At 34.6% G+C, this 19,042-nt stretch carries 17 protein-coding genes and 1 pseudogene; 2 read left to right on the top strand and 16 right to left on the bottom strand.

Annotated features, from left to right (window positions below):
• Positions 1 to 4 precede the first annotated feature (4 nt).
• From yknW to MNO09_RS03490, 4 genes are all read right to left on the bottom strand, one after another.
• On the bottom strand, positions 5 to 703 hold the full coding sequence (yknW, locus tag MNO09_RS03505) for a YknW family membrane protein (protein WP_000387950.1): 699 nt from the start codon (positions 701 to 703) through the stop codon (positions 5 to 7).
• 128 nt (positions 704 to 831) lie between these two features.
• The gene (locus tag MNO09_RS03500; protein ID WP_000054368.1) at positions 832 to 2,034 is read right to left on the bottom strand and encodes an ABC transporter permease; all 1,203 of its coding nucleotides are present in this window, start codon (positions 2,032 to 2,034) and stop codon (positions 832 to 834) included.
• Positions 2,031 to 2,711, bottom strand: a complete 681-nt coding sequence (locus MNO09_RS03495) for an ABC transporter ATP-binding protein (protein ID WP_000631612.1) — start codon at positions 2,709 to 2,711, stop codon at positions 2,031 to 2,033. The genes MNO09_RS03500 and MNO09_RS03495 overlap by 4 nt, the downstream gene beginning before the upstream one ends.
• Positions 2,708 to 3,901, bottom strand: a complete 1,194-nt coding sequence (locus MNO09_RS03490) for an efflux RND transporter periplasmic adaptor subunit (protein ID WP_000249029.1) — start codon at positions 3,899 to 3,901, stop codon at positions 2,708 to 2,710. The genes MNO09_RS03495 and MNO09_RS03490 overlap by 4 nt, the downstream gene beginning before the upstream one ends.
• A gap of 375 nt (positions 3,902 to 4,276) precedes the next feature.
• Here MNO09_RS03490 and MNO09_RS03485 point away from each other — a divergent pair, with 375 nt between their 5' ends.
• Positions 4,277 to 4,468, top strand: a complete 192-nt coding sequence (locus tag MNO09_RS03485) for a helix-turn-helix transcriptional regulator (RefSeq protein WP_001067016.1) — start codon at positions 4,277 to 4,279, stop codon at positions 4,466 to 4,468.
• Entirely contained in the window at positions 4,469 to 4,981 is a 513-nt protein-coding gene (locus MNO09_RS03480) for a DUF3278 domain-containing protein (RefSeq protein ID WP_048560327.1), read from the top strand. It abuts the gene before it with no gap.
• 127 nt (positions 4,982 to 5,108) lie between these two features.
• On the opposite strand, the pseudogene MNO09_RS03475 reads toward MNO09_RS03480, so the two are convergent.
• The 12 genes and pseudogenes from MNO09_RS03475 to MNO09_RS03420 all read right to left on the bottom strand — a co-directional run.
• Positions 5,109 to 5,787 (bottom strand): annotated as a pseudogene (locus MNO09_RS03475) (transposase); the annotation flags it as partial.
• A 159-nt stretch (positions 5,788 to 5,946) separates the two neighbouring features.
• The gene (locus MNO09_RS03470) at positions 5,947 to 7,032 is read right to left on the bottom strand and encodes an acyltransferase family protein (RefSeq protein WP_064476146.1); all 1,086 of its coding nucleotides are present in this window, start codon (positions 7,030 to 7,032) and stop codon (positions 5,947 to 5,949) included.
• Positions 7,033 to 8,385: 1,353 nt separating this feature from the next.
• On the bottom strand, positions 8,386 to 8,673 hold the full coding sequence (locus MNO09_RS03465; RefSeq protein ID WP_088107484.1) for a hypothetical protein: 288 nt from the start codon (positions 8,671 to 8,673) through the stop codon (positions 8,386 to 8,388).
• Positions 8,674 to 8,809: 136 nt separating this feature from the next.
• Positions 8,810 to 10,144 (bottom strand): MFS transporter, encoded by a 1,335-nt coding sequence (locus MNO09_RS03460; protein ID WP_088107485.1) that lies wholly within the window; start codon positions 10,142 to 10,144, stop codon positions 8,810 to 8,812.
• Positions 10,145 to 10,163: 19 nt separating this feature from the next.
• Entirely contained in the window at positions 10,164 to 11,198 is a 1,035-nt protein-coding gene (locus tag MNO09_RS03455) for an ABC transporter substrate-binding protein (protein WP_088107486.1), read from the bottom strand.
• A complete protein-coding gene (locus tag MNO09_RS03450) occupies positions 11,195 to 11,977 on the bottom strand; it encodes a DUF3919 family protein (protein ID WP_088107487.1) in 783 nt (260 codons plus the stop codon). The genes MNO09_RS03455 and MNO09_RS03450 overlap by 4 nt, the downstream gene beginning before the upstream one ends.
• A 66-nt stretch (positions 11,978 to 12,043) precedes the next feature.
• The gene (locus MNO09_RS03445; RefSeq protein WP_088107488.1) at positions 12,044 to 13,474 is read right to left on the bottom strand and encodes a HAMP domain-containing sensor histidine kinase; all 1,431 of its coding nucleotides are present in this window, start codon (positions 13,472 to 13,474) and stop codon (positions 12,044 to 12,046) included.
• 11 nt (positions 13,475 to 13,485) lie between these two features.
• A complete protein-coding gene (locus MNO09_RS03440) occupies positions 13,486 to 14,157 on the bottom strand; it encodes a response regulator transcription factor (RefSeq protein WP_088047769.1) in 672 nt (223 codons plus the stop codon).
• A gap of 121 nt (positions 14,158 to 14,278) precedes the next feature.
• Positions 14,279 to 15,271 (bottom strand): UDP-glucose 4-epimerase GalE, encoded by a 993-nt coding sequence (gene galE / locus MNO09_RS03435; RefSeq protein WP_088107489.1) that lies wholly within the window; start codon positions 15,269 to 15,271, stop codon positions 14,279 to 14,281.
• 89 nt (positions 15,272 to 15,360) lie between these two features.
• Positions 15,361 to 16,179: an SGNH/GDSL hydrolase family protein gene (locus MNO09_RS03430; RefSeq protein WP_088107490.1), complete on the bottom strand. Its 819-nt coding sequence runs from the start codon at positions 16,177 to 16,179 to the stop codon at positions 15,361 to 15,363.
• Positions 16,180 to 16,277: 98 nt separating this feature from the next.
• Positions 16,278 to 17,186, bottom strand: a complete 909-nt coding sequence (gene tagU / locus MNO09_RS03425) for a polyisoprenyl-teichoic acid--peptidoglycan teichoic acid transferase TagU (RefSeq protein WP_064476327.1) — start codon at positions 17,184 to 17,186, stop codon at positions 16,278 to 16,280.
• A 449-nt stretch (positions 17,187 to 17,635) separates the two neighbouring features.
• Positions 17,636 to 18,907, bottom strand: coding sequence for an O-antigen ligase family protein (locus tag MNO09_RS03420; protein ID WP_088107491.1), 1,272 nt, complete (start codon positions 18,905 to 18,907; stop codon positions 17,636 to 17,638).
• Between the last annotated feature and the right edge of the window lie 135 nt (positions 18,908 to 19,042).

Genomic DNA, 19,042 nt, shown 5'->3' with positions numbered 1-19,042 from the left:
TTATTTATACTGGCATATTTGGTAAAAATGCTGTAATTAACATAACAATCGCTGCTAAGAATAACGCTTTAATGATGAATAAGACGATAATTGGAATAGCTGCTTTCACTTTACTTACTCCCGCTGTAATTTGCAGTCCTAACCAAATTAAAACGATATTCCATAAATAGAATACTTCAATCGAACTCCCTATTCCATAAGCAACTGAACCTGTCTCAAATAGTGGTCCTAAGCTTGTATATGCAGTTGGTGCGACACCTAAAATTAAAGCTATAATAGCATTAATAAATCCACCAATAATAACAACAATGTTCGCATATACAATAATCGTTATTAATTTTTTATAAGAGGTATCATTCCCATAGAACATCATAAACACTTTATAAATAGCTGCAACGACGAATGTTACCAACATACCACCTATAGTACCCGACACAATGCTGGAAATAACATCGGATGTCAGTGAACTCTGTCCTGCAAATTCACCTAGTTCTTTTTTCATTTTCACCATCTCAGGTGACGTATTCGTAACGTATGTAGTAAAAGCACTTAACAACCCTTGTAATAGCGCCATTAGGAAGAACATACCCCAAACTTTCTCGCTCGTCTTCATTCTCTCAAACTGTAAACCAGGAGAAGTGATCATTCCGAACAATGATGGCTTCTCTCCGCCAGCTTTTTGCGTATTCAAATTCGCTTCCATTATAACGCCTCCTTCTATTTATATAACCCGTTCTAACGGGCGGTTCACTTCCTCAACATAGAGGCTACGAACCGCCCACTAGAACGGTAATGTGTAGTGGAGAGCTCCCTCTCTATTACACTACTAACTTATTCATAACGTAATGCTTCAATTGGATCTAATTTCGCAGCTTTATTTGCTGGAATTAATCCGAAAATAATACCGAGTGTCATAGAGAATAGTACGCCACCAACGACAACTTCCCATGAAACGAGCGGTGGCCATTTCGCAAATGTGGAAACGATATATGCCCCGCCATATCCAAGACCAATTCCGATCAAACCACCTAGAAGCGTTAACATAACTGCTTCAATTAAAAACTGTAATAAAATTTTACTACGTGTTGCCCCAAGCGCTTTACGTATCCCAATTTCACGCGTACGCTCCGTTACAGATACGAGCATAATGTTCATAACACCAATACCACCAACGACTAATGAAATACCCGCAATACCACCGATAATCATCGTCATAATACCAGTTACTTTAGAAACATTTTCTTGGAATTCTTTTAAATTCACTAGTTCATATTTACCTGGAATTTCACTTGGCTTACGACTATTTAATACATCAACAGCTTGTTTCCCAGCTGCTTCTAAATCGTCTACATTTTTAGCTTGAATTGCGATATTTTGAATATCATCTGTTCCGAATAAAACAGGCCATAATGTAAGGGGGATTAACGCTTCTTCCATTTCAAATCCCATAAACTCATTATCAGATGTATACACACCGACAATCTGCATCGGTTGTCCTTTCATCTCAATAATTTGCCCAACTGGGTTTACGTCCTTAAATAACGTCTTTTCTGTTTTTGTACTAATCATCACAACGTTATTTGCATGAGAAATATCTGATTCATTTAAAGTACGTCCCTTTACGACCTTTACTTTATTAACCGCAAAATATTCATTATCAAGACCAATAACATTCAGATTTGCTTTTTTATCATTTACATCTAGTATCTCTGTCGTCGAATTTGTCGTAATAACATGTGAAACATCTTTCACTTGTTTTACTTCTAAAATATCCTCTTCCGTTAACTTCGGTATTTCAAATCCGCCTATAGCAAACTCATCATTCATATCTGGTTTAAATTGAATTGGCATAAGGTTATTACCACCAGAACCTGCGAATTTCGACTTCAGCATCGCTTCCCCGCCTTGCCCGATTGCAACGACAGTAATAATTGAACCGACCCCAATAATAATACCGAGCATCGTAAGCGCTGAACGCAGTTTATGAGCTAAAATAGAAGATAGAGCAATTTTTATACTATCTAGTAAACTCATACCGCACACCTTCTATCTTCTGTAATTTTCCCGTCTCGCAGTACAATGCGGCGGGAAGAATACGCTGCTACTTCCTCTTCATGCGTAACCATAACAATCGTTGTACCTTCTGCATTAAGCTTCGTGAAAATATCCATAACTTGCTCACCAGACTTCGTATCAAGCGCGCCTGTAGGCTCATCGGCCATAATGAACGTTGGATTATTCGCAATCGATCTTGCAATCGCTACACGCTGCTTCTGTCCACCTGATAATTCATTCGGTAAATGATGAACCCTATCTGACAAACCGACTTTACCAAGCGCTTCTAGAGCCCTTTGACGACGCTCTGCTTTCTTCACACCACCGTATACGAGCGGAAGTTCAACATTTTCTACTGCCGAAAGACGTGGAAGCAAATTAAAGTGCTGAAACACAAAACCGATATATTCATTACGAATTAAAGCAAGCTTTGACTCGTCTGCTGTTAAGATATTCACATCATTCAGCATATATTCGCCTTCAGTTGGGCGATCTAAACAACCGATAATATTCATAAGCGTTGATTTACCAGAACCAGACGGTCCCATAATCGAAACGAACTCACCGCTTTGAATCGTTACACTAATATCATGTAAGATTGGCACTGCCAATTTTCCTTGATAATACGTTTTAGCAATATTATTTAACGTAATCATTTCTCTTTCACTTCCATTCCGTCATACACGTCGTCGGAAGGATTTTTAACCACCTTTTGCCCCACTTTTGCGCCTTCAACAATCTCTGTCCAGTCTCCATCAGTAGAACCTTTTTTCACATTTTGTTTACGAAGCTTTCCTTTATCCTCAACATAAACAAATGCATCACCATCTTTTTCTACAATACTCTTAGTCGGAACTGCAATCATCGTCTTATTCTCTAAACTTACTTGCAGAGAAACGTGATAACCCGGAGATAAACCATCTTGACTATCAAGACTTGCTTTATATGTATATTGGGACATATTTTGAGTCGCTTCACCCATACCACCAGCTTGAGCCATCTCTGCACTCGTTGGGAATTCACTTACCTCTGTAATTTTACCTGTCCACTTCTTCTTATTATTCGCTTTTGCAGTGACAGTAAATGTTTGATCTGGTTGAATTTGTGACTTCTGAAGCTCAGTTAACGTCCCTTGCACTTGGAATGGATCTTTAGACGCCACTTGTAAAAATGCTTTCCCTTGACCACCTAACGCTTGAGATGAACTTTGCGCCGCATCTTTATCTAACTTTTGAACGACACCAGTAAAATTACTATAAATCGTAAGCTCTTTCTGCTTTTTACTTAACTCTTCTTTCTGCAACTTCCCTTTTTCTTTCTCAAGATCAGTTGTCTTTTGTGCCATCTCTAACTCACTTACTTGCTCGTCCATCGGATCCGTTACTTCTTTCCCAGCTCCGCTATCCTTTGCCTTCTTAATTTCTTTCTTCAACGAATCAATCTTCTTCTTCCCTTGATCATAACGCATATCCGCCATCTTCTGATCAAGCTCAGCTTGCTTCATTTGCAAGTTAATCTCTTCATTATCATAAGAGAATAACTTCGTACCTTTCTCTACCTCTTGTCCTTCTTTCACTGCAATATCTTTCACTTTCCCTTTAGTCGGATCCGCATAGAAACTTTCAATATTCCCTGGTTTCACCTGGCCAGAAATTAATTTCGTATTATTAAGCTTTCGCTCCGTTACCTTCTCAAAGCTCACAGCATCAGCAGATGTTGATGCCCCCTTCTTCTTGCCTTGCATAATAAAAATATTAACTGCTGCTACAATAACAATTAGTGCAATAACCCCGATAATAATCCATTTCTTCTTCTTGTTTGGAGTACGAACCGTATTTGGTACCATATTCTCTCTCCCTTTATAACTTAATAGTTTAATATAAAAATTGTATAAAACTTTCTGAAAACAAATTACATATTATTACATTCTTTTTACAAAGTTTTACACATCCATTTATATTGTAACAAAAATTCCAATGATTAGAAATATGACATCTTGTCTTTTAAGATAGATTTAAGGAAAGGTTATATTAATATAAGAAAAGCCATTCCTTATTAATAAACTCCTTACCAAGATAAATTATTAAAATCATTTTCCTAATTGCACCATTATCATTTTTGTCACATATATTTGACATTTCATTTATTCAATTATAAAATGTCATATATAAATGACATTTCTAATGCACGAGGTCTACAATTATTAATAGGAGGTTTATATTTGAATAACGTTAAACAATATCGAAAATCTGAAGGTCTATCGCAGCTAGAATTAGCTAAAAAAGTTAATGTAGCGAGACAGACAATAAACTTAATTGAAAACAATAAATATAACCCCTCTTTAGCCTTATGTATCGAATTAGCAAAAGCACTAAAAACAGATTTAAACAGTCTATTTTGGGAGGGAGATTAAATGATGAAAATTGAATGGAAAGAAAGAGTTTATAATAATTTTGTTGGAACAATGAGTGAGAGAGATGAATATCAAAAACAAGAAATCAATAAAGAATTATCTGTAGCTGGAATTGGTTTATGGTGGTTAAATATGTTGGTAATGCTTATTATGTTACTTGTTGATACTATGAACCACACAATATCTATAGGAACTATATTAGTTTTTCTATCTAATATGATTTATGCTAATTATTTAACATTTAAGCTTAAGAAAAAAGGTTTAAATGAGACTGAATGTGCAACAAAAGAAGAGTATTTGCAACATAAGAAAAAATTAAGAAAAGCGGGCTTAAAAGCAGGTGTACTTTGGGGCTTTCAAATGTTTGTTTTTATGAATTATATCCTTCCCTATGTAGGTTCAGAAGAAATCTCTATTTCTTTATTTGATGTTGGGCTTTGGAGTTGCGGCGGTATATTTTTCGGTGTAACTATGTACATGATTGGTTTATTAAACCTAAAAAAATTATACTAATTAACAAAAATCACTTACACATAAAACTGCAATTTTACATACTTTTTCTTTTTGCTAATATAAAAGCTATCCAATATAACAATTGGATAGCTTTTCAGAGTATTGAATGAAAACAATAAAAATCATAGAAATTAGGAAAATAACCTGCATCAAGAGCTACAGCTTCAACTTTGAATCCAAATTTATCAATTTGAGCTTGTAGGCGTGCTAAATTTGGCTCTCGGAATATGCCATATTTCCAGCCATCATATAGGTATCTGTAATCATATTTTACTTCGCATCAGTGGTGCGACGATCTAAGAAATGTAAACTGTTCGGTTTTCCATCCCTCATCAAAAATCCACTATCTGGATCATTTGTACTTATACGAGGTTTTTTAGTAGGGGTATTACTTTCCTTTCTTGGTTTCAATTCTTTTTTCATGTACCTCATGATCTTCGATAATCGCACCTTCTAGTTCACCTATATAAAATTTGGGCTTTTCTTTTTATATTTATGTACAATTTTATTTTTATTGGCATTAGCCTTAATGTGTGTAGAATCTATCATCTATGCATATCCTCCCACCATACGGTGCTCCGTAGCTTGACTCACAATCTCATCAAAGATTTCTTCAAAATATTTGTATGGATGAAACGAGTACGTTGATTCCAACTGATTATAGAATGATCAGGGATCGTATCTGATAGAGAAAACCCTAAAAACCAACGGTAGGCGATATTTGTTTTAATTTCTTTTTCTAACTGCTATTCCGAGCGAATGCCATAAAAACATCCAAGAAACATCATCTTAAATAAAACAAAAGGTAGCTATACATGTTTTCATTGATACATCAATACGATTCATTTTTTCACTCCTTTTCTAAAAATAAAAAAACATGCTATAAGCACGCTTTAGTTTGTTGTAAAAGCCGTATTTTATAACAAAAGCTTACTATAGACATTATCAGTAGTAAGCTTTTGTTCTTAGGATGCTTTTTTGGGTGTTGTTTTAAAACCCTTTAATAAGTTCAAACTTGAATTGTTTTTTAACGCTAGTAAAAGTGGTTTTTCTACTAATTTATGAAATACACAACCTAAGATTGTAGTCGAAATAACTAATAAAGTAGTTGTTATCCATAAACCTAATATACTATACAAATTACAAACTAAGAATACCTTGTTAATCACTGTATAGATCGGTATATGAGTCAGATACAATGAGTAAGAAGCGTCCCCTAAAATAGCGAGTGGTTTCATTGTGAAACTATAATCTCTTTTTAAATCTATTGAAGCTGCGCCTAAAATAATTAACGCGGAAGAAAAACCAAAACAGAGAATTCTAAGAACAGAGAATTTATCAAATATCCCTAAGTTGATAAATATCCAAGAACCTAAGAAAGAAATTACTCCTAACATTAATATTGGTTCAGCAAACTTTATATTAAATTTTTTAACACTATAAGCGACTACACACCCTAATAAAAATTCAAAATTGTAGTGACTAAAAATAAAATTAAAATACGAAACACTTTCTTCGTTTGAAATGTTTGGTAAATTAAACAAAACAATCACAAACCAGACACTTGCTAACATAACTGAAACTCTAGGTTTCAATACAAATGTAAGGCTAAATAACAAATAGAAAAATATTTCAAAACATAGGGTCCATCCTACTTCTAAGATAGGGTGATTATCTTGTGGAAGTAATAGAAATGATTTTATTATTGAAACATCACCGTTTCCGTATTTGAGAAATATCGGTAAATATAGTAATGTCACAACCCAATAAATAGGGTACACTCGAACTAATCTTTTAGTTATAAATGGCTTTAATCTGTTATTTTGACCAAGTTCTCCATAGTGGATGTAAGCTATAATAAATCCACTTAAAACAAAAAAGAAATCAACTCCAGACCACCCTGGATTAAAATAACCATTTAAATACTCGTAGTTGAATTGCAAATACATAATTCCCGTTATATGGTGAAGTATTACTAATACTGCAGCTATTCCTCTAAAGTAATGAATTGTCGATAAAATTCCCCTTTGTCTCCTAATGCTTTCTTTCAATAAGTATCCCCTCCATTTTCTTAGACAAAGAAAATTATACATTCATTACAATTAATTTTCTATATAATCATAAAATGTAATATTTTTACGAATGTGTAAATCTAAATCGCAATACTATTACCTTGGTTGTACCTATTGTTGTCAAACTGGATTCCTTATTTTCTAAAACAAGAAATACTTTTGTTCGGTCCGAAGTATTAGGCTAAGCATTTAAAACCGCTACTTTTTTATCAGTACAAACCTTAGCATTTATAATCTCCTCATTCAAAATATTTTCTTTAAATTGAAAACTGTTACTGCTTTAATTTCATCTGCATTTAAAGATATGCTGTATATATTATTCACTGAATTTTTACAAAACCCAAGATCTTGAGTATATCCTTCGAAACCATCTACTGGCACAGTATAAGTCTTCTAGTGTAATCTCTCCCAATTACACTAGAAGACTTATATCATTTGGGATTGGTATCTTGTAATATCCCGTTATAATCCAATATCTTAGAGTTTATACGTAACTTTCTTCCGTTCGCCGTCCAATTGGCTGTTACTAGGTTAACTGAAAATGTATTTTTGGCATTAATTTTCATGTCCACTGTAGTTATCATACTTACTAGCTTATTAATAAGTATATCGACATTAGTAGTTCATAAGTTCATCTCCAGAAAAGTTATGGAATACATTAGTATTCCACCTTTTAACTTAGAATTAGAAATATTTATATTCGATTTCACACTGGATACACCATCGAATTCGAAAATGGTGTTATTAGAGTTATTTACTCTATATTGAATATTAATTAAATACATGTTTTTAAATGAGTTATCATTAGCGTAAACCCCATATATGCTTGTTCCGTCAAAATCGATTAATATATTATCTCCAAATGTATAGTCAACCTTCCCTTTAAAATATTTAGTACTCAAAGCGTATTTTGAGAATTCACATTCACTTTGGATATTGTTATATCTCCTTCTATAGTACCAAGATCAAAATATTAACCTGTGTGAATTCGACTTTTATATTACTAAAATTAATATTCTTTAATTTTATATCTTTTAAGTAATTATTTCCGTCCGCTAAATATTCTTTTACTATCGATAACAGTCCGAATTTCGTTATTATTGTGACGTTTTCCAAATTAATATTTTTAAATTTAGACTTACCCACAATCCCACTACCCACTAATTTAAGAACTTAGTCAGTATCATTTACATGTACATTTCTAATGTAAACATTCTCAATATCACCTGTAGTTCCTACTATATAATTTGTGTAATCACCCATGATAAATGATAATAAATCATCATCTACGTTACTGGATATATTTTCTAAATTTACATTTTTAAGTGGTGGTTAGAAGTGTAGAGCATTACTTCCGTTATTCATATTAATATTGTTACCTTTAAAATTATTTACATCAGTAATTAAAAAACAATATTTCCACTCATTTCCGATGTCTTTAATTTTCTCTATAGTAAGATTTTCAACACCTTTAAACACTATACCAATACCTGGCCATAATTGAGGATTAACATCGTAATTACTATTCGCTTGTGGATTACCTGTTTTATTTAAATCGAATACTCCGCCAATTAATCTAACATTCTTATCGCGAATATCTGTTATATGTCTTCTAGTCACTATCAATTCTCTATTGGTCCATCTTTCATTTTCAGCACTACTCCATCTGCTTTTTCAAACGTTGTACCATTTGGTATTTCCAAACAACCTGAAAAGCTATCCAAAATAATAATTGGATAGCTTTTCGAACAAAATATTATGCCGCTTTAGGAGCATTTCTCTCATGTCCACGTTGAACGATGAACAAGAAGATTGTTGATAAAATTGCACCTGTTAATAGTAAGATGAAGCAACCGTCCCAGCCAGAACGATCAACAATAATACCAATCGCTGCATTAGCTACAAGACTTCCGCCCACATAACCGAACAGACCACACATACCAACTGTCGTACCTACTGCAAATTTCGGTACTAATTCCATCGCACTTAAACCGATTAAGAACTGTGGTACATAAATTAAACAACCGATGATAGAAACTGCAATACTTACAACAAGTATGCTAGTTGCTTGCCAATATACAAACGTACCAATAACAACTCCGACCATACTAATGATACATAATGGCATACGTTTTCCTTTAAATAATTTATCACTTAAAAGACCAACGATTAATGAACTTGGAATTGCCATACCTTCAAAGATTGCGTACGCCGCGTGTGCTTCATTTTTTGAGAAGCCTTTAACTGTCGTTAAATAAAGTGGAACCCAGTTAATAACGCCGAAACGAATTAAATACACAAATGCATTTGCAATACATAAGAACCATACAAATTTATTTTTCACTACATACTTCATTAAAATTTCTTTTGGTGACATCTTGTTAGCATTATCTGCTTTTTCAAGATTTTCATAGTCATTACGATACTCATCAATTGGAGGAAGACCTTCTGATTCTGGTGTATCCTTCGCATTAATCCAAACAAGAACTGAAATTACCATTGCGATAATCGCAGGGAAAATAAACACACCGCCTTGCCAATGATTTTCACCAAAAATAGCTACACCAATTCCGACAAGTGGTGGTACGAGCATTCCACCAACGTTATGTGAAATATTCCAAATACCTGTTTTCGTACCGCGTTCTTTCTTCGAGAACCATTTCGTCATAACGATACTACAAGGGGGTGCTCCCATACCTTGTACAATACCGTTTAGAACAAGTAGTGTAACAATCATTCCAAATGACGATGCAAAACCGAAACAAATATTTACAAGCCCTGATAAAAATAAACCGACTGCGATAAAGCGCTGGGCGAAAGCTTTATCTGACAAATTCCCCATAAAGAACTTACTAAATCCATAAACAATTGCCATGATTGAACCTAGTAGTCCAATTTCAGCTGTACTAAATCCATATTCTTGTACTAAATACGTACTTGATAACGTAAAGTTACTACGAACTAAATAATAAGCAGCATACCCAACTGAAATTCCCATCAATACACGAATACGTAATAATTTGTATACTCGATTAATCATATCCGCTGGCAATCTCTCAATTGCAGGTGCTGGCTTAAGCCATTTAAACATATATTTTCGTCTCCTTTTCTCACTTCTGAGAGAGACGCTGTCTATTCCATATCTCGATTATTCCGCTATTTGATATATTTTTGTTTGTTCTTCTAACCGGCTGTCCTTCTATTTCTTGCTCATTCTTCGCAAACATTGTTGGTACGCCAAACGAAACCTTTTCTAAAATGTGACCCGCTTCTTCTGATAAACAATAATCAATAAATAAATCCGAAATAATACCATTCGGTGCACGTTTTAGTTTCGAAATCGCATTAACAGATAATCCTGTTTGCTCAGGTTCGTTACTTAAAATAGGAAAGCCTCGTTTTTGAAGCATTCTCTGATCTCCCATGAAATTGATGCCTATCATATATTCACCGCTTGCAACAAGTTCTGCCGGTATGTAACCATTCACTGTTACTTCTCCAACTTGTCCTGCCAAGTTCTTAACATATTCCTTCGCTTTTCCTTTACCTAAAGTATCAATAAGTGATTGAAAAAACGTATATGCTGTTCCTGAGACATTTGGATCTGGCATAACAATCTTTCCCTTATATACTGGATTTAATAAATCTTGCCACCTTGATGGATAAGGAAGTCCGAGCGGTGCTATTTCTTTATTCCACCGCTCTTTATTGATCGCAATTGCCAGCTTCTCCACTTCATAACCGTACCAATAACCGTCTTTATCTTTAACAGTTTTTGAAATACGTTTCGCATGCTGACTCGTAACAGGAATAGATAGATTTTTTTGCTTCATCATTTGATGCGCGTCTACCGTACCGCCAATAATAATATCTGCTTTCGGATTTCCAGCTTCCTCTTCTACCCTCCGAAGAAGCTCTTCTGTCGAAAGACGAATAAATTCATACGTACAGCCGCGTGGTTTACAAAATGATGACAGCAAAGCTTCACCAACTTCCTCACGAGCTGCTACATACGCAACAAGATGACGATCATCCAAAATAGGGAGACCACTTTTATTATATTTAATAGAGGTTGTATCTCGAGAACAACTAGACATCGCTCCTCCAATTACTAGCAAAAAGAAGAAAAAGGCTATCTTTCTCATGACACATTCTCCTTTACAAATAAATTTGCAAGGGAGCTTTTCATATACATAACATTCCCGTTATTATCGCCGAGATATTGCACAACAAAGTACGATGGATACACAGAAATAGTAAGAATGTCTTCTCGCTCATTCTTTATACGCTTCCCTGTTTTATAAGCGGTAATATAAGCAATCGGTTCATTCTGTGATTGTAATAATTTCTGTATTTCTCCGTAATCTGTAATTTGCTTTGCGTACCGAATCGAATCAAGTATGTGCGTAAGATTCATCGCACGTTCTACATCACCTTGGCGTACTATGACATCCTGTGCTGACGCAAAAAAATCACTAATACGTTCTGGTGTGTAATACAGGCTTAACAAATACGTTTGAAATGCTGAAATCATTGGGTCCGTACCTTTCTTTCCGTACATATCAGCCCCGTACTGGAACAAGTCACCTACTGCAAAAGTACGTTTATGTCCATTCAAGTACGTTACTTCTCCAGTAAATACTTGTTCTTGATTCTTAGCTTCTCTCGGTTCTATTTGAATTCGGTCAAAGAATGAAACAATCGTATGCAAACGAACTTCATCCGTAATAACAATTTCTCCCCACTTTTCATGCCTAACCTTCATTTCAGTAGGCAGGGATTCATTCACCCTTTGTAAAACAGTTTGTTTGTCATTCACTATTGTGATTCGATTGTATATTTGCTTCTCCATCACATAAAACAAAATAAGAGAAACAATTATACAAAGGACAAACATAAGAATTTGAAATGATAGCCTTTTCATTTCTGCCTACCTCCAAGATAAAAAAACGTTGTTTCGAAAATACCGCATAATTGTTTCATAAATGTATCATTTAACCGCTTTCAAGTTTTTTATGTCTTCCATTCGTCTCGGAAGCAAGAATGTAATAAATATTGTAGTGCCTATTTCTTCACTACTCTCAATTCGCATACTTCCGCCCTGCTTATTCATAATCTCCTGACAAATATACAAACCGTAACCATTCCCGTAACTAGAAGGCAGTACCTTCCCTTCTGGCGATTCATTCCACTCTGCAAGCACACCTTCATCTATACCAATGCCATCATCATGAACAAAAACCTTTGCCTCACGTTCATTTACAATTACATTCATACGAATTTGCGTAGCATCGCTATATTTTATCGCATTATCAAGCACGTTTAAGAAAATCTGTTTCGTCTTATCGAAATCCGCAACAACATGTACATCTGTTAACTCATTTATCACTTCAATCTCAAATTTCTGCAGGCGAGGTTTCACAATTGAAACTGCTTCTTCTGCTAATTCCTTTATATTCACAACTGTAGGTGACACTTCAAACGTACTCGTCCCGTACTTTGAAGACTTAAGTAATTCCTCTACAAGTGATAATAAACGCTCACTTTCTACAGCCACATAACGCAGGCTCTCCTGTACATCTTCCTTTGCCTTCAACTTTGGAATTAAATCCACATAGCCAATAATCGCCGTTAGCGGTGTTTTCAACTCATGTGTAATACGGTCTAAGAAATCTTTCTGCTTCTCTTTCTCCTCTTTCAATTGCTTAATATGTAGTTCAATTCCATCCGCCATCGCATTAAAAGATGCTGAAAGCTGAGCAATTTCCACATATTCATTTAGCTCAATCTTGCTTTTATAATCCCCATTCGCAAGCCGCTTTGCCATTTGTCTTAACTGATCGATTGGCTTATGAAGAGACTTTGCCAAACGAATTGCAAAGAAAATACCCGCAGCTACTAGACAAAGAGACGTCATTAAAAACGTCCAGCCAACATTTGTTAAAACTTCCTTCTCACCCGTTAACTCATTTATAAAACGAACACTTCCGATGACATCGTTTCCATAATAAACTGGGCTTGAAAACAAAAGAATTGGAGCTGGGTCTCCCTCTTCAAAAACATAAGACTTCTTCCCCTTCAAAGAGCTCCCAATATCAATGTTCCGATGAAGAAGTGCTCCTTTTTGCGTATCCGCAACAACATCTCCATTCTTTCCAATCATCTGTACACGGACATCCATACGCTTCGCTAAATACGAAGCAATTAAAAGTGAATTCGGACCGAGCGTCTCTACCTCTGCTTCCTTCTCTAAATAATTCATTGTATAAATTTGTGCTTCTACACTTAATTTCTCTAAAGAATTTGCCGCGTTATGATACATATTCTTTTCTAACGTAATATAAACAACTGCGTACAAAAGAACAAAAATCGGGATTAACAGTCCCACTATTCCAAACACCATATTTCTTTTTAAAGACATACCATCACCACTTAACAATCCAGTTTATAGCCAACGCCATAAATTGTCTTAATATATTCCCCGCTATTCCCTAGCTTCTTCCGCAGTCTTTGCACCATAATATCAACCGCTCTCGTATTTCCGATATACTCAAACCCCCATACTTTCTCAAGTAACTCATCTCTCATAAATACACGCTGCGGATTTGAAGCAAACAACTGACATAAATTAAACTCTCGGTACGTTAACTGAATTTCTTGTCCACTAACATGCACTTTTCTTTCCTTAGGACAAATCGTTATCTCTCCTGCCCCAATTACTTCATGACTTACCGTTACCTCTGCCTTCTTCACACGCCGCGTCATATTCTTGACCCGAAGAATAAGCTCAGCATAATTAAATGGCTTCGTCACATAATCATCCGCACCAAGCTGCAGACCAAGCAATTTATCATTCATCTGACTCTTTGCAGTTAACATGAGCACTGGAATATCCCTATTCTTCTCACGGAACAAGCGAAGCAACTCATACCCATCTGTATCTGGTAGCATAACATCCAAAATCAATACATCCGGCCCTTCATTCCATTTCTCTAAAGCTTCTCTTCCATCAGCCGCCGTGAGCACTTCATACCCTTCCATCTCCAACTGCATCCGAATCAAATTACGAATACTCGATTCATCATCAACTACAAGTATTTTCATTATTCTCCTCCTTTCATCCCGTATTATAGTACAGTTTAGTATAGCAAAAATCTTATAAAAAAAGAGAGGGTATTGTCGAACATATGTTGAACGACAATACCCTCTCTATCACTTATTATATTTATTTAGCATACCCATTAGGTTGCTTCTGATGCCAATTCCAAGCATGCTCAATGATTGTCTTCACATTTACATACTTAGGATCCCAACCTAACTTCTCTTTCGCTTTCTGAGAAGAAGCAACTAAACGTGCTGGATCTCCCGCACGACGTGGCGCTACTTCAGCTGGAATTTCATGATTTGTAACTTCACGAACTGCATCAACGATTTCTTTTACACTGAAACCATTACCATTTCCTAAGTTATAGAAATCACTCTCTCCGCCGTTCTGTAGGTCTTTAAGTCCTAAGAAGTGAGCTGCTACTAAATCTTCAACATGAATATAATCACGGATACAAGTACCATCTGGTGTATTATAATCATCACCAAACATCATAATCTTCTCACGTTGACCTAACGCCACTTGCAATACAAGAGGAATTAAATGCGTCTCTGGACGGTGATCTTCTCCAATAATACCATTTGGAGTTGCACCAGCCACGTTAAAGTATCTGAAAATCTTATAACGTAAATTAGAAGCTTGGCTATACCAATGAAGCATCTTCTCGATTGCTAACTTCGTTTCTCCATACGTATTCGTTGGATTTGTCATCGTTTCCTCAGTAATAAGGTCTACATCTACCTCGCCATACGTCGCCGCAGTAGAAGAGAAAATAAACTTATCTACCTTAAACTCATCCATTACCTCTAATAAGCAAAGTGCACCGTACACATTGTTATTATAATATTGAAGAGGCTTCTCCATACTAACTCCAACTAAAGAATCAGCTGCGAAATGCATAACAGCCTCAATATTTTCTTGTGTAAAAACATCTCTTAAAAATGCTTTATCACGAAGGTCGCCATTATAAAACTTCGCACCTTCCGTAATTGCATCCTCATGACCCGTTTGTAAGTTATCTACTACTACTACAGATAAACCTTCGTCTACTAATTTTTTCACAGCGTGAGAACCGATATAACCAGCTCCGCCGCAGATTAAGATTGAATTCATTGTCTTCCTCCTACATATATTAGGATTTCTTATTCACTTACTTATTATAAAAGGTATACGATTGCTCGTATACCTTTTGTGTACCTTTATTACTTAGCAACGAAATAATCCGTTACATATTGTGCCCAAACTTCATGCCCTTTAGCACTTGGGAAACCGAATTCTTCTGTTAAGTATGGTAGAATAACCTTCGTTGATGCATCAGGCCATACCCCCCAATGATCCACATATGTATAACCATTTTGCGTCGCAAATTGCTTTAACGCTTCAATTGCCTTCGGATAATTCTTCGCACCATACACTGGGTTTGGTGGTTGAATCATAATCGTAGCACCCTTTGCACTAGTAGAAAGTGCTTGCACAAACTTCTGTGTACTCGCAACAGAGTTTCCATTACCAGTTTTACCATTGTCAGTAATAAACGGTGGCTCGAATAAAATCACATCTGGATTTTCTTTCGCAATCTCTTTATCACGTTTATTTGTGATTAACTCGTCTGTACTTTCACCCTTATATTCCTTTACTGTCACATTCCATAACCCTTTACCGTAAGCAGTTTCTAAATTAGCCGTTAACTTAGCTGCCCAAGCATCTTTTTCAGATGAAGAAGCTTCATCACCAACAATTACAAGGTTTACTGCCTTTTTATCCTCAGCAGCTTTCTTTAACTTCTCTTTCACTTCATCTGGTAAATTCTTCGCATATGCTTCATTAAAAGATGACTTCGCATCTTGGTTTTTCTCTGCTTTCTTCGCTCCGCTATCTTTCACTTCAGATTTCGTTTTCGTTACTTCACTCGTCTGTCCTGTCGCATTCGCAATCTTCTTATTCCAGTACAATTTACCGCTCACAACCGAAGCGACAAACAATACAAAAATAACTAGGACAAGTACTGCTTTCTTATTCATCGATTCACCTCATCTATTAATCTCACAATATATAATATTAATATAAATCTATGCAAAAATAAACCCAACTCCTACCAAAGGAGTTGGGTTATTACATATTACTTAGTCACTTCAAGATGCGCTCTTAGCTTATTCGTAATATCTTGTTTCGCTGCATCTGGAACATAGTAGTACCAAATACCATCAGCAGCTTTGTGGCCGTCACCTGAGATTTGGATATCTTCACTATTTTGCAAACAATTTTTATAATTCTTTTGCATATCAAACATTTGATCTTGTGTTAAGTTTGTCTTCACATTCTTTTGAATCGCTGTTAACACATCACCATAGCTCGATAAAGAAGAGAAGCTTGCGCCCTTCTTAATAACAGCCTGCATTACTTGACGTTGACGCATTTGACGTCCGAAGTCGCCACGAGGATCTTCTTTACGCATACGTGTGTATGCTAGAGCTTGGTCACCTGTTAAGTGGATATTACCTTTAGAAAAATGGTGATTGTCTTGCTTAAATTCTAGATCATTATTAACGTCTACACCACCAACTGCATCAACAATGTCTTGAAAACCTTCCATATTCACTTCAATATAGTAGTTAATAGGTACATTTAAAAACTTTTCTACTGTCGCAACAGACATGTCTACACCACCAAATGCATAGGCATGATTGATTTTATCACTTTTTCCTTTTCCAACAATCTCTGTATATGTATCACGAGGAATACTTACAGTCTTCATTGAATTATTTTTAGGATTTAACGTGATAACCATTAGAGAATCTGAACGTCCTTTATCTTCACCGCGTTCGTCCGCCCCTAAAAGTAAAATTGAAACTGGTTCAGACTTATTAATTTTTTCTTCTTGTTTATTATTCTCATCGCGTTTTAAAGGCTTATGAACTTCATCTAATGTTTTTGAAACAGAGGAATATATATTATAAGCATAGATTCCTCCACCTATAATTACTATTCCTATGACACCTAGTATCCAAATTAGGATTTTCTTTTTCATTTCATTATAACCTTCTTTCTTCAATAACCTACTGTCATTTGGTTTATTTTCAACCGTCTTAATTTTCATTCATACAACTTATGCACTATCTTTTCAATCTCTAATTTCTCATGATACTCTTTAGTTATTTTCTTGGTATATTTTAGTGATTTGAGATATACCAACTGAATACATCGACTTAGATAAAATAATATAAAAAGGGTGCTCTATATTAAAAATATCCCGTTTTGGCCTATGATAAAATATAAAAGTAGAGTTAGTTCCTTTGAAGTACTCCCCCTACTTTAATTATTTCCTATATACCCTTGAAAAACAAATGTCACTTTATAACACACCTATATAAAAAAACTTAGGGAATATCTATAACCTGCTTCTCTCTATAGAGATTAGAAAAAAATATATAACACAAAACTCATTAAGCTAATCATAAAGAACTATATTTAAAAATACTAAGAGGCTGTCATTTTATAATTTGAATCACTATTTTTATGTATATTATTTCCTCTACTAACTCTAGAATTAAAATTCAATCCATGAGTTAATCCAAAAACAAAGCAAAAAATAGTAAAATATGTGAACCATCCTTGAAATATAGGCTCAACCATAAACGTTAAAAACATAGCTGTATATAATCCTACAATTAGTGCTTTTAATAATACTGGTTGACTAGATTTGACAAAATTTCGCAAAGTCAACAATGCCAAAAACGTTACTAGACATAATAAACAAAAGGACAATATACCAACATCATATCCCACATCTAACCACATATTATGTGCATAATTCAAACTTAATGATGTTTTTCTCCCTCCTGTTGGATTTATAAATAATCCTCGTAATGCTTCCTTCCATGTTTCAAAACGAGGATCGCTTCCCATATTCATTTCATTGAATCGAGAAAATAAGGGATATTGTAATAAAAAGTATTTAATAGACATATTATTTTCGTATAAAAAATTCAGCAAACCTACAAATAATATTCCAAAAAACCATTTTATAATTTTAAAATATGTGACTTTTCCAACCAATAAACTTACAGATATTAGTGAGACTAAAATCAATACAAAACCTGTTCTATTTGCTAAAGTTATAACCCCATACAAACTAACCATAAATGCGAAGATACACAAAACTTTCATGATTTTCCCATATCTTAATTCCTTAAAGCTCATAAAACAAATTGGTAGCATTATTAAACCAAATGACAAATATGTATTAAATCCTGTAGCACTAATAAGACTGTCATTCCAAATGTTTAAAACATAACGACCATTTAATGCTTTCACTGCTACATCCATATCACCGTACATATTAATTGTTTTCATTAGGCTTAAAAATGAAAACAACACAAAAGAGAAGATAATACCAAAAATAATATTATAAGCTATTTTTTTATCTAACCCATCTTTTCTTGCCACAAGTTCACCTAACATAAATAAGCAAACAGGATATAATAAATAAGAATAAAAATTAAAGCTAGAAGATATATACCCATAACTATTCATTGTGAGGGTAAATATGGTAGAGAAAGCAATGATTATACCTAAAATAATAAAATATCTAATATTAAATCGATAAAATATTAGATGAATTAATAAAAATGGTAGTAGCAAAAAAGGTATAAAAATTCCTTCTCCCCTAAAATTTAGACAATATAGAACAAGAGCAAAAAAATATAAAATTTGTATTTTTCTGCCTTTATAAACATCATTAATTCCCAAAAATAACAACTCCTAAAGTAAAAAAAACTTTACTATTTCATAACAATTCATTTAATTCTAGAGTATTTTTTAAACCTTTATATTATCTTTATCCTGTGATATCCCCCAAAAACTTTATGAATATAACAGTGCTTT

Origin of the sequence: Bacillus sp. N5-665 (assembly GCF_022637375.2) — a bacterium.
GTDB classification, from domain to species: domain Bacteria; phylum Bacillota; class Bacilli; order Bacillales; family Bacillaceae_G; genus Bacillus_A; species Bacillus_A wiedmannii.
This window is presented reverse-complemented; position numbering and strand designations above follow the sequence as displayed.

What these genes read in the sequence shown, in the direction of transcription:
- yknW (WP_000387950.1), bottom strand. Translation starts at nt 703, where the DNA reads ATGGAAGCGAATTTGAATACGCAAAAAGCTGGCGGAGAGAAGCCATCA.
- MNO09_RS03500 (WP_000054368.1), bottom strand. Translation starts at nt 2,034, where the DNA reads ATGAGTTTACTAGATAGTATAAAAATTGCTCTATCTTCTATTTTAGCT.
- MNO09_RS03495 (WP_000631612.1), bottom strand. Translation starts at nt 2,711, where the DNA reads ATGATTACGTTAAATAATATTGCTAAAACGTATTATCAAGGAAAATTG.
- MNO09_RS03490 (WP_000249029.1), bottom strand. Translation starts at nt 3,901, where the DNA reads ATGGTACCAAATACGGTTCGTACTCCAAACAAGAAGAAGAAATGGATT.
- MNO09_RS03480 (WP_048560327.1), top strand. Translation starts at nt 4,469, where the DNA reads ATGATGAAAATTGAATGGAAAGAAAGAGTTTATAATAATTTTGTTGGA.
- MNO09_RS03460 (WP_088107485.1), bottom strand. Translation starts at nt 10,144, where the DNA reads ATGTTTAAATGGCTTAAGCCAGCACCTGCAATTGAGAGATTGCCAGCG.
- MNO09_RS03455 (WP_088107486.1), bottom strand. Translation starts at nt 11,198, where the DNA reads ATGAGAAAGATAGCCTTTTTCTTCTTTTTGCTAGTAATTGGAGGAGCG.
- MNO09_RS03450 (WP_088107487.1), bottom strand. Translation starts at nt 11,977, where the DNA reads ATGAAAAGGCTATCATTTCAAATTCTTATGTTTGTCCTTTGTATAATT.
- MNO09_RS03445 (WP_088107488.1), bottom strand. Translation starts at nt 13,474, where the DNA reads ATGTCTTTAAAAAGAAATATGGTGTTTGGAATAGTGGGACTGTTAATC.
- MNO09_RS03440 (WP_088047769.1), bottom strand. Translation starts at nt 14,157, where the DNA reads ATGAAAATACTTGTAGTTGATGATGAATCGAGTATTCGTAATTTGATT.
- galE (WP_088107489.1), bottom strand. Translation starts at nt 15,271, where the DNA reads ATGAATTCAATCTTAATCTGCGGCGGAGCTGGTTATATCGGTTCTCAC.
- MNO09_RS03430 (WP_088107490.1), bottom strand. Translation starts at nt 16,179, where the DNA reads ATGAATAAGAAAGCAGTACTTGTCCTAGTTATTTTTGTATTGTTTGTC.
- tagU (WP_064476327.1), bottom strand. Translation starts at nt 17,186, where the DNA reads ATGAAAAAGAAAATCCTAATTTGGATACTAGGTGTCATAGGAATAGTA.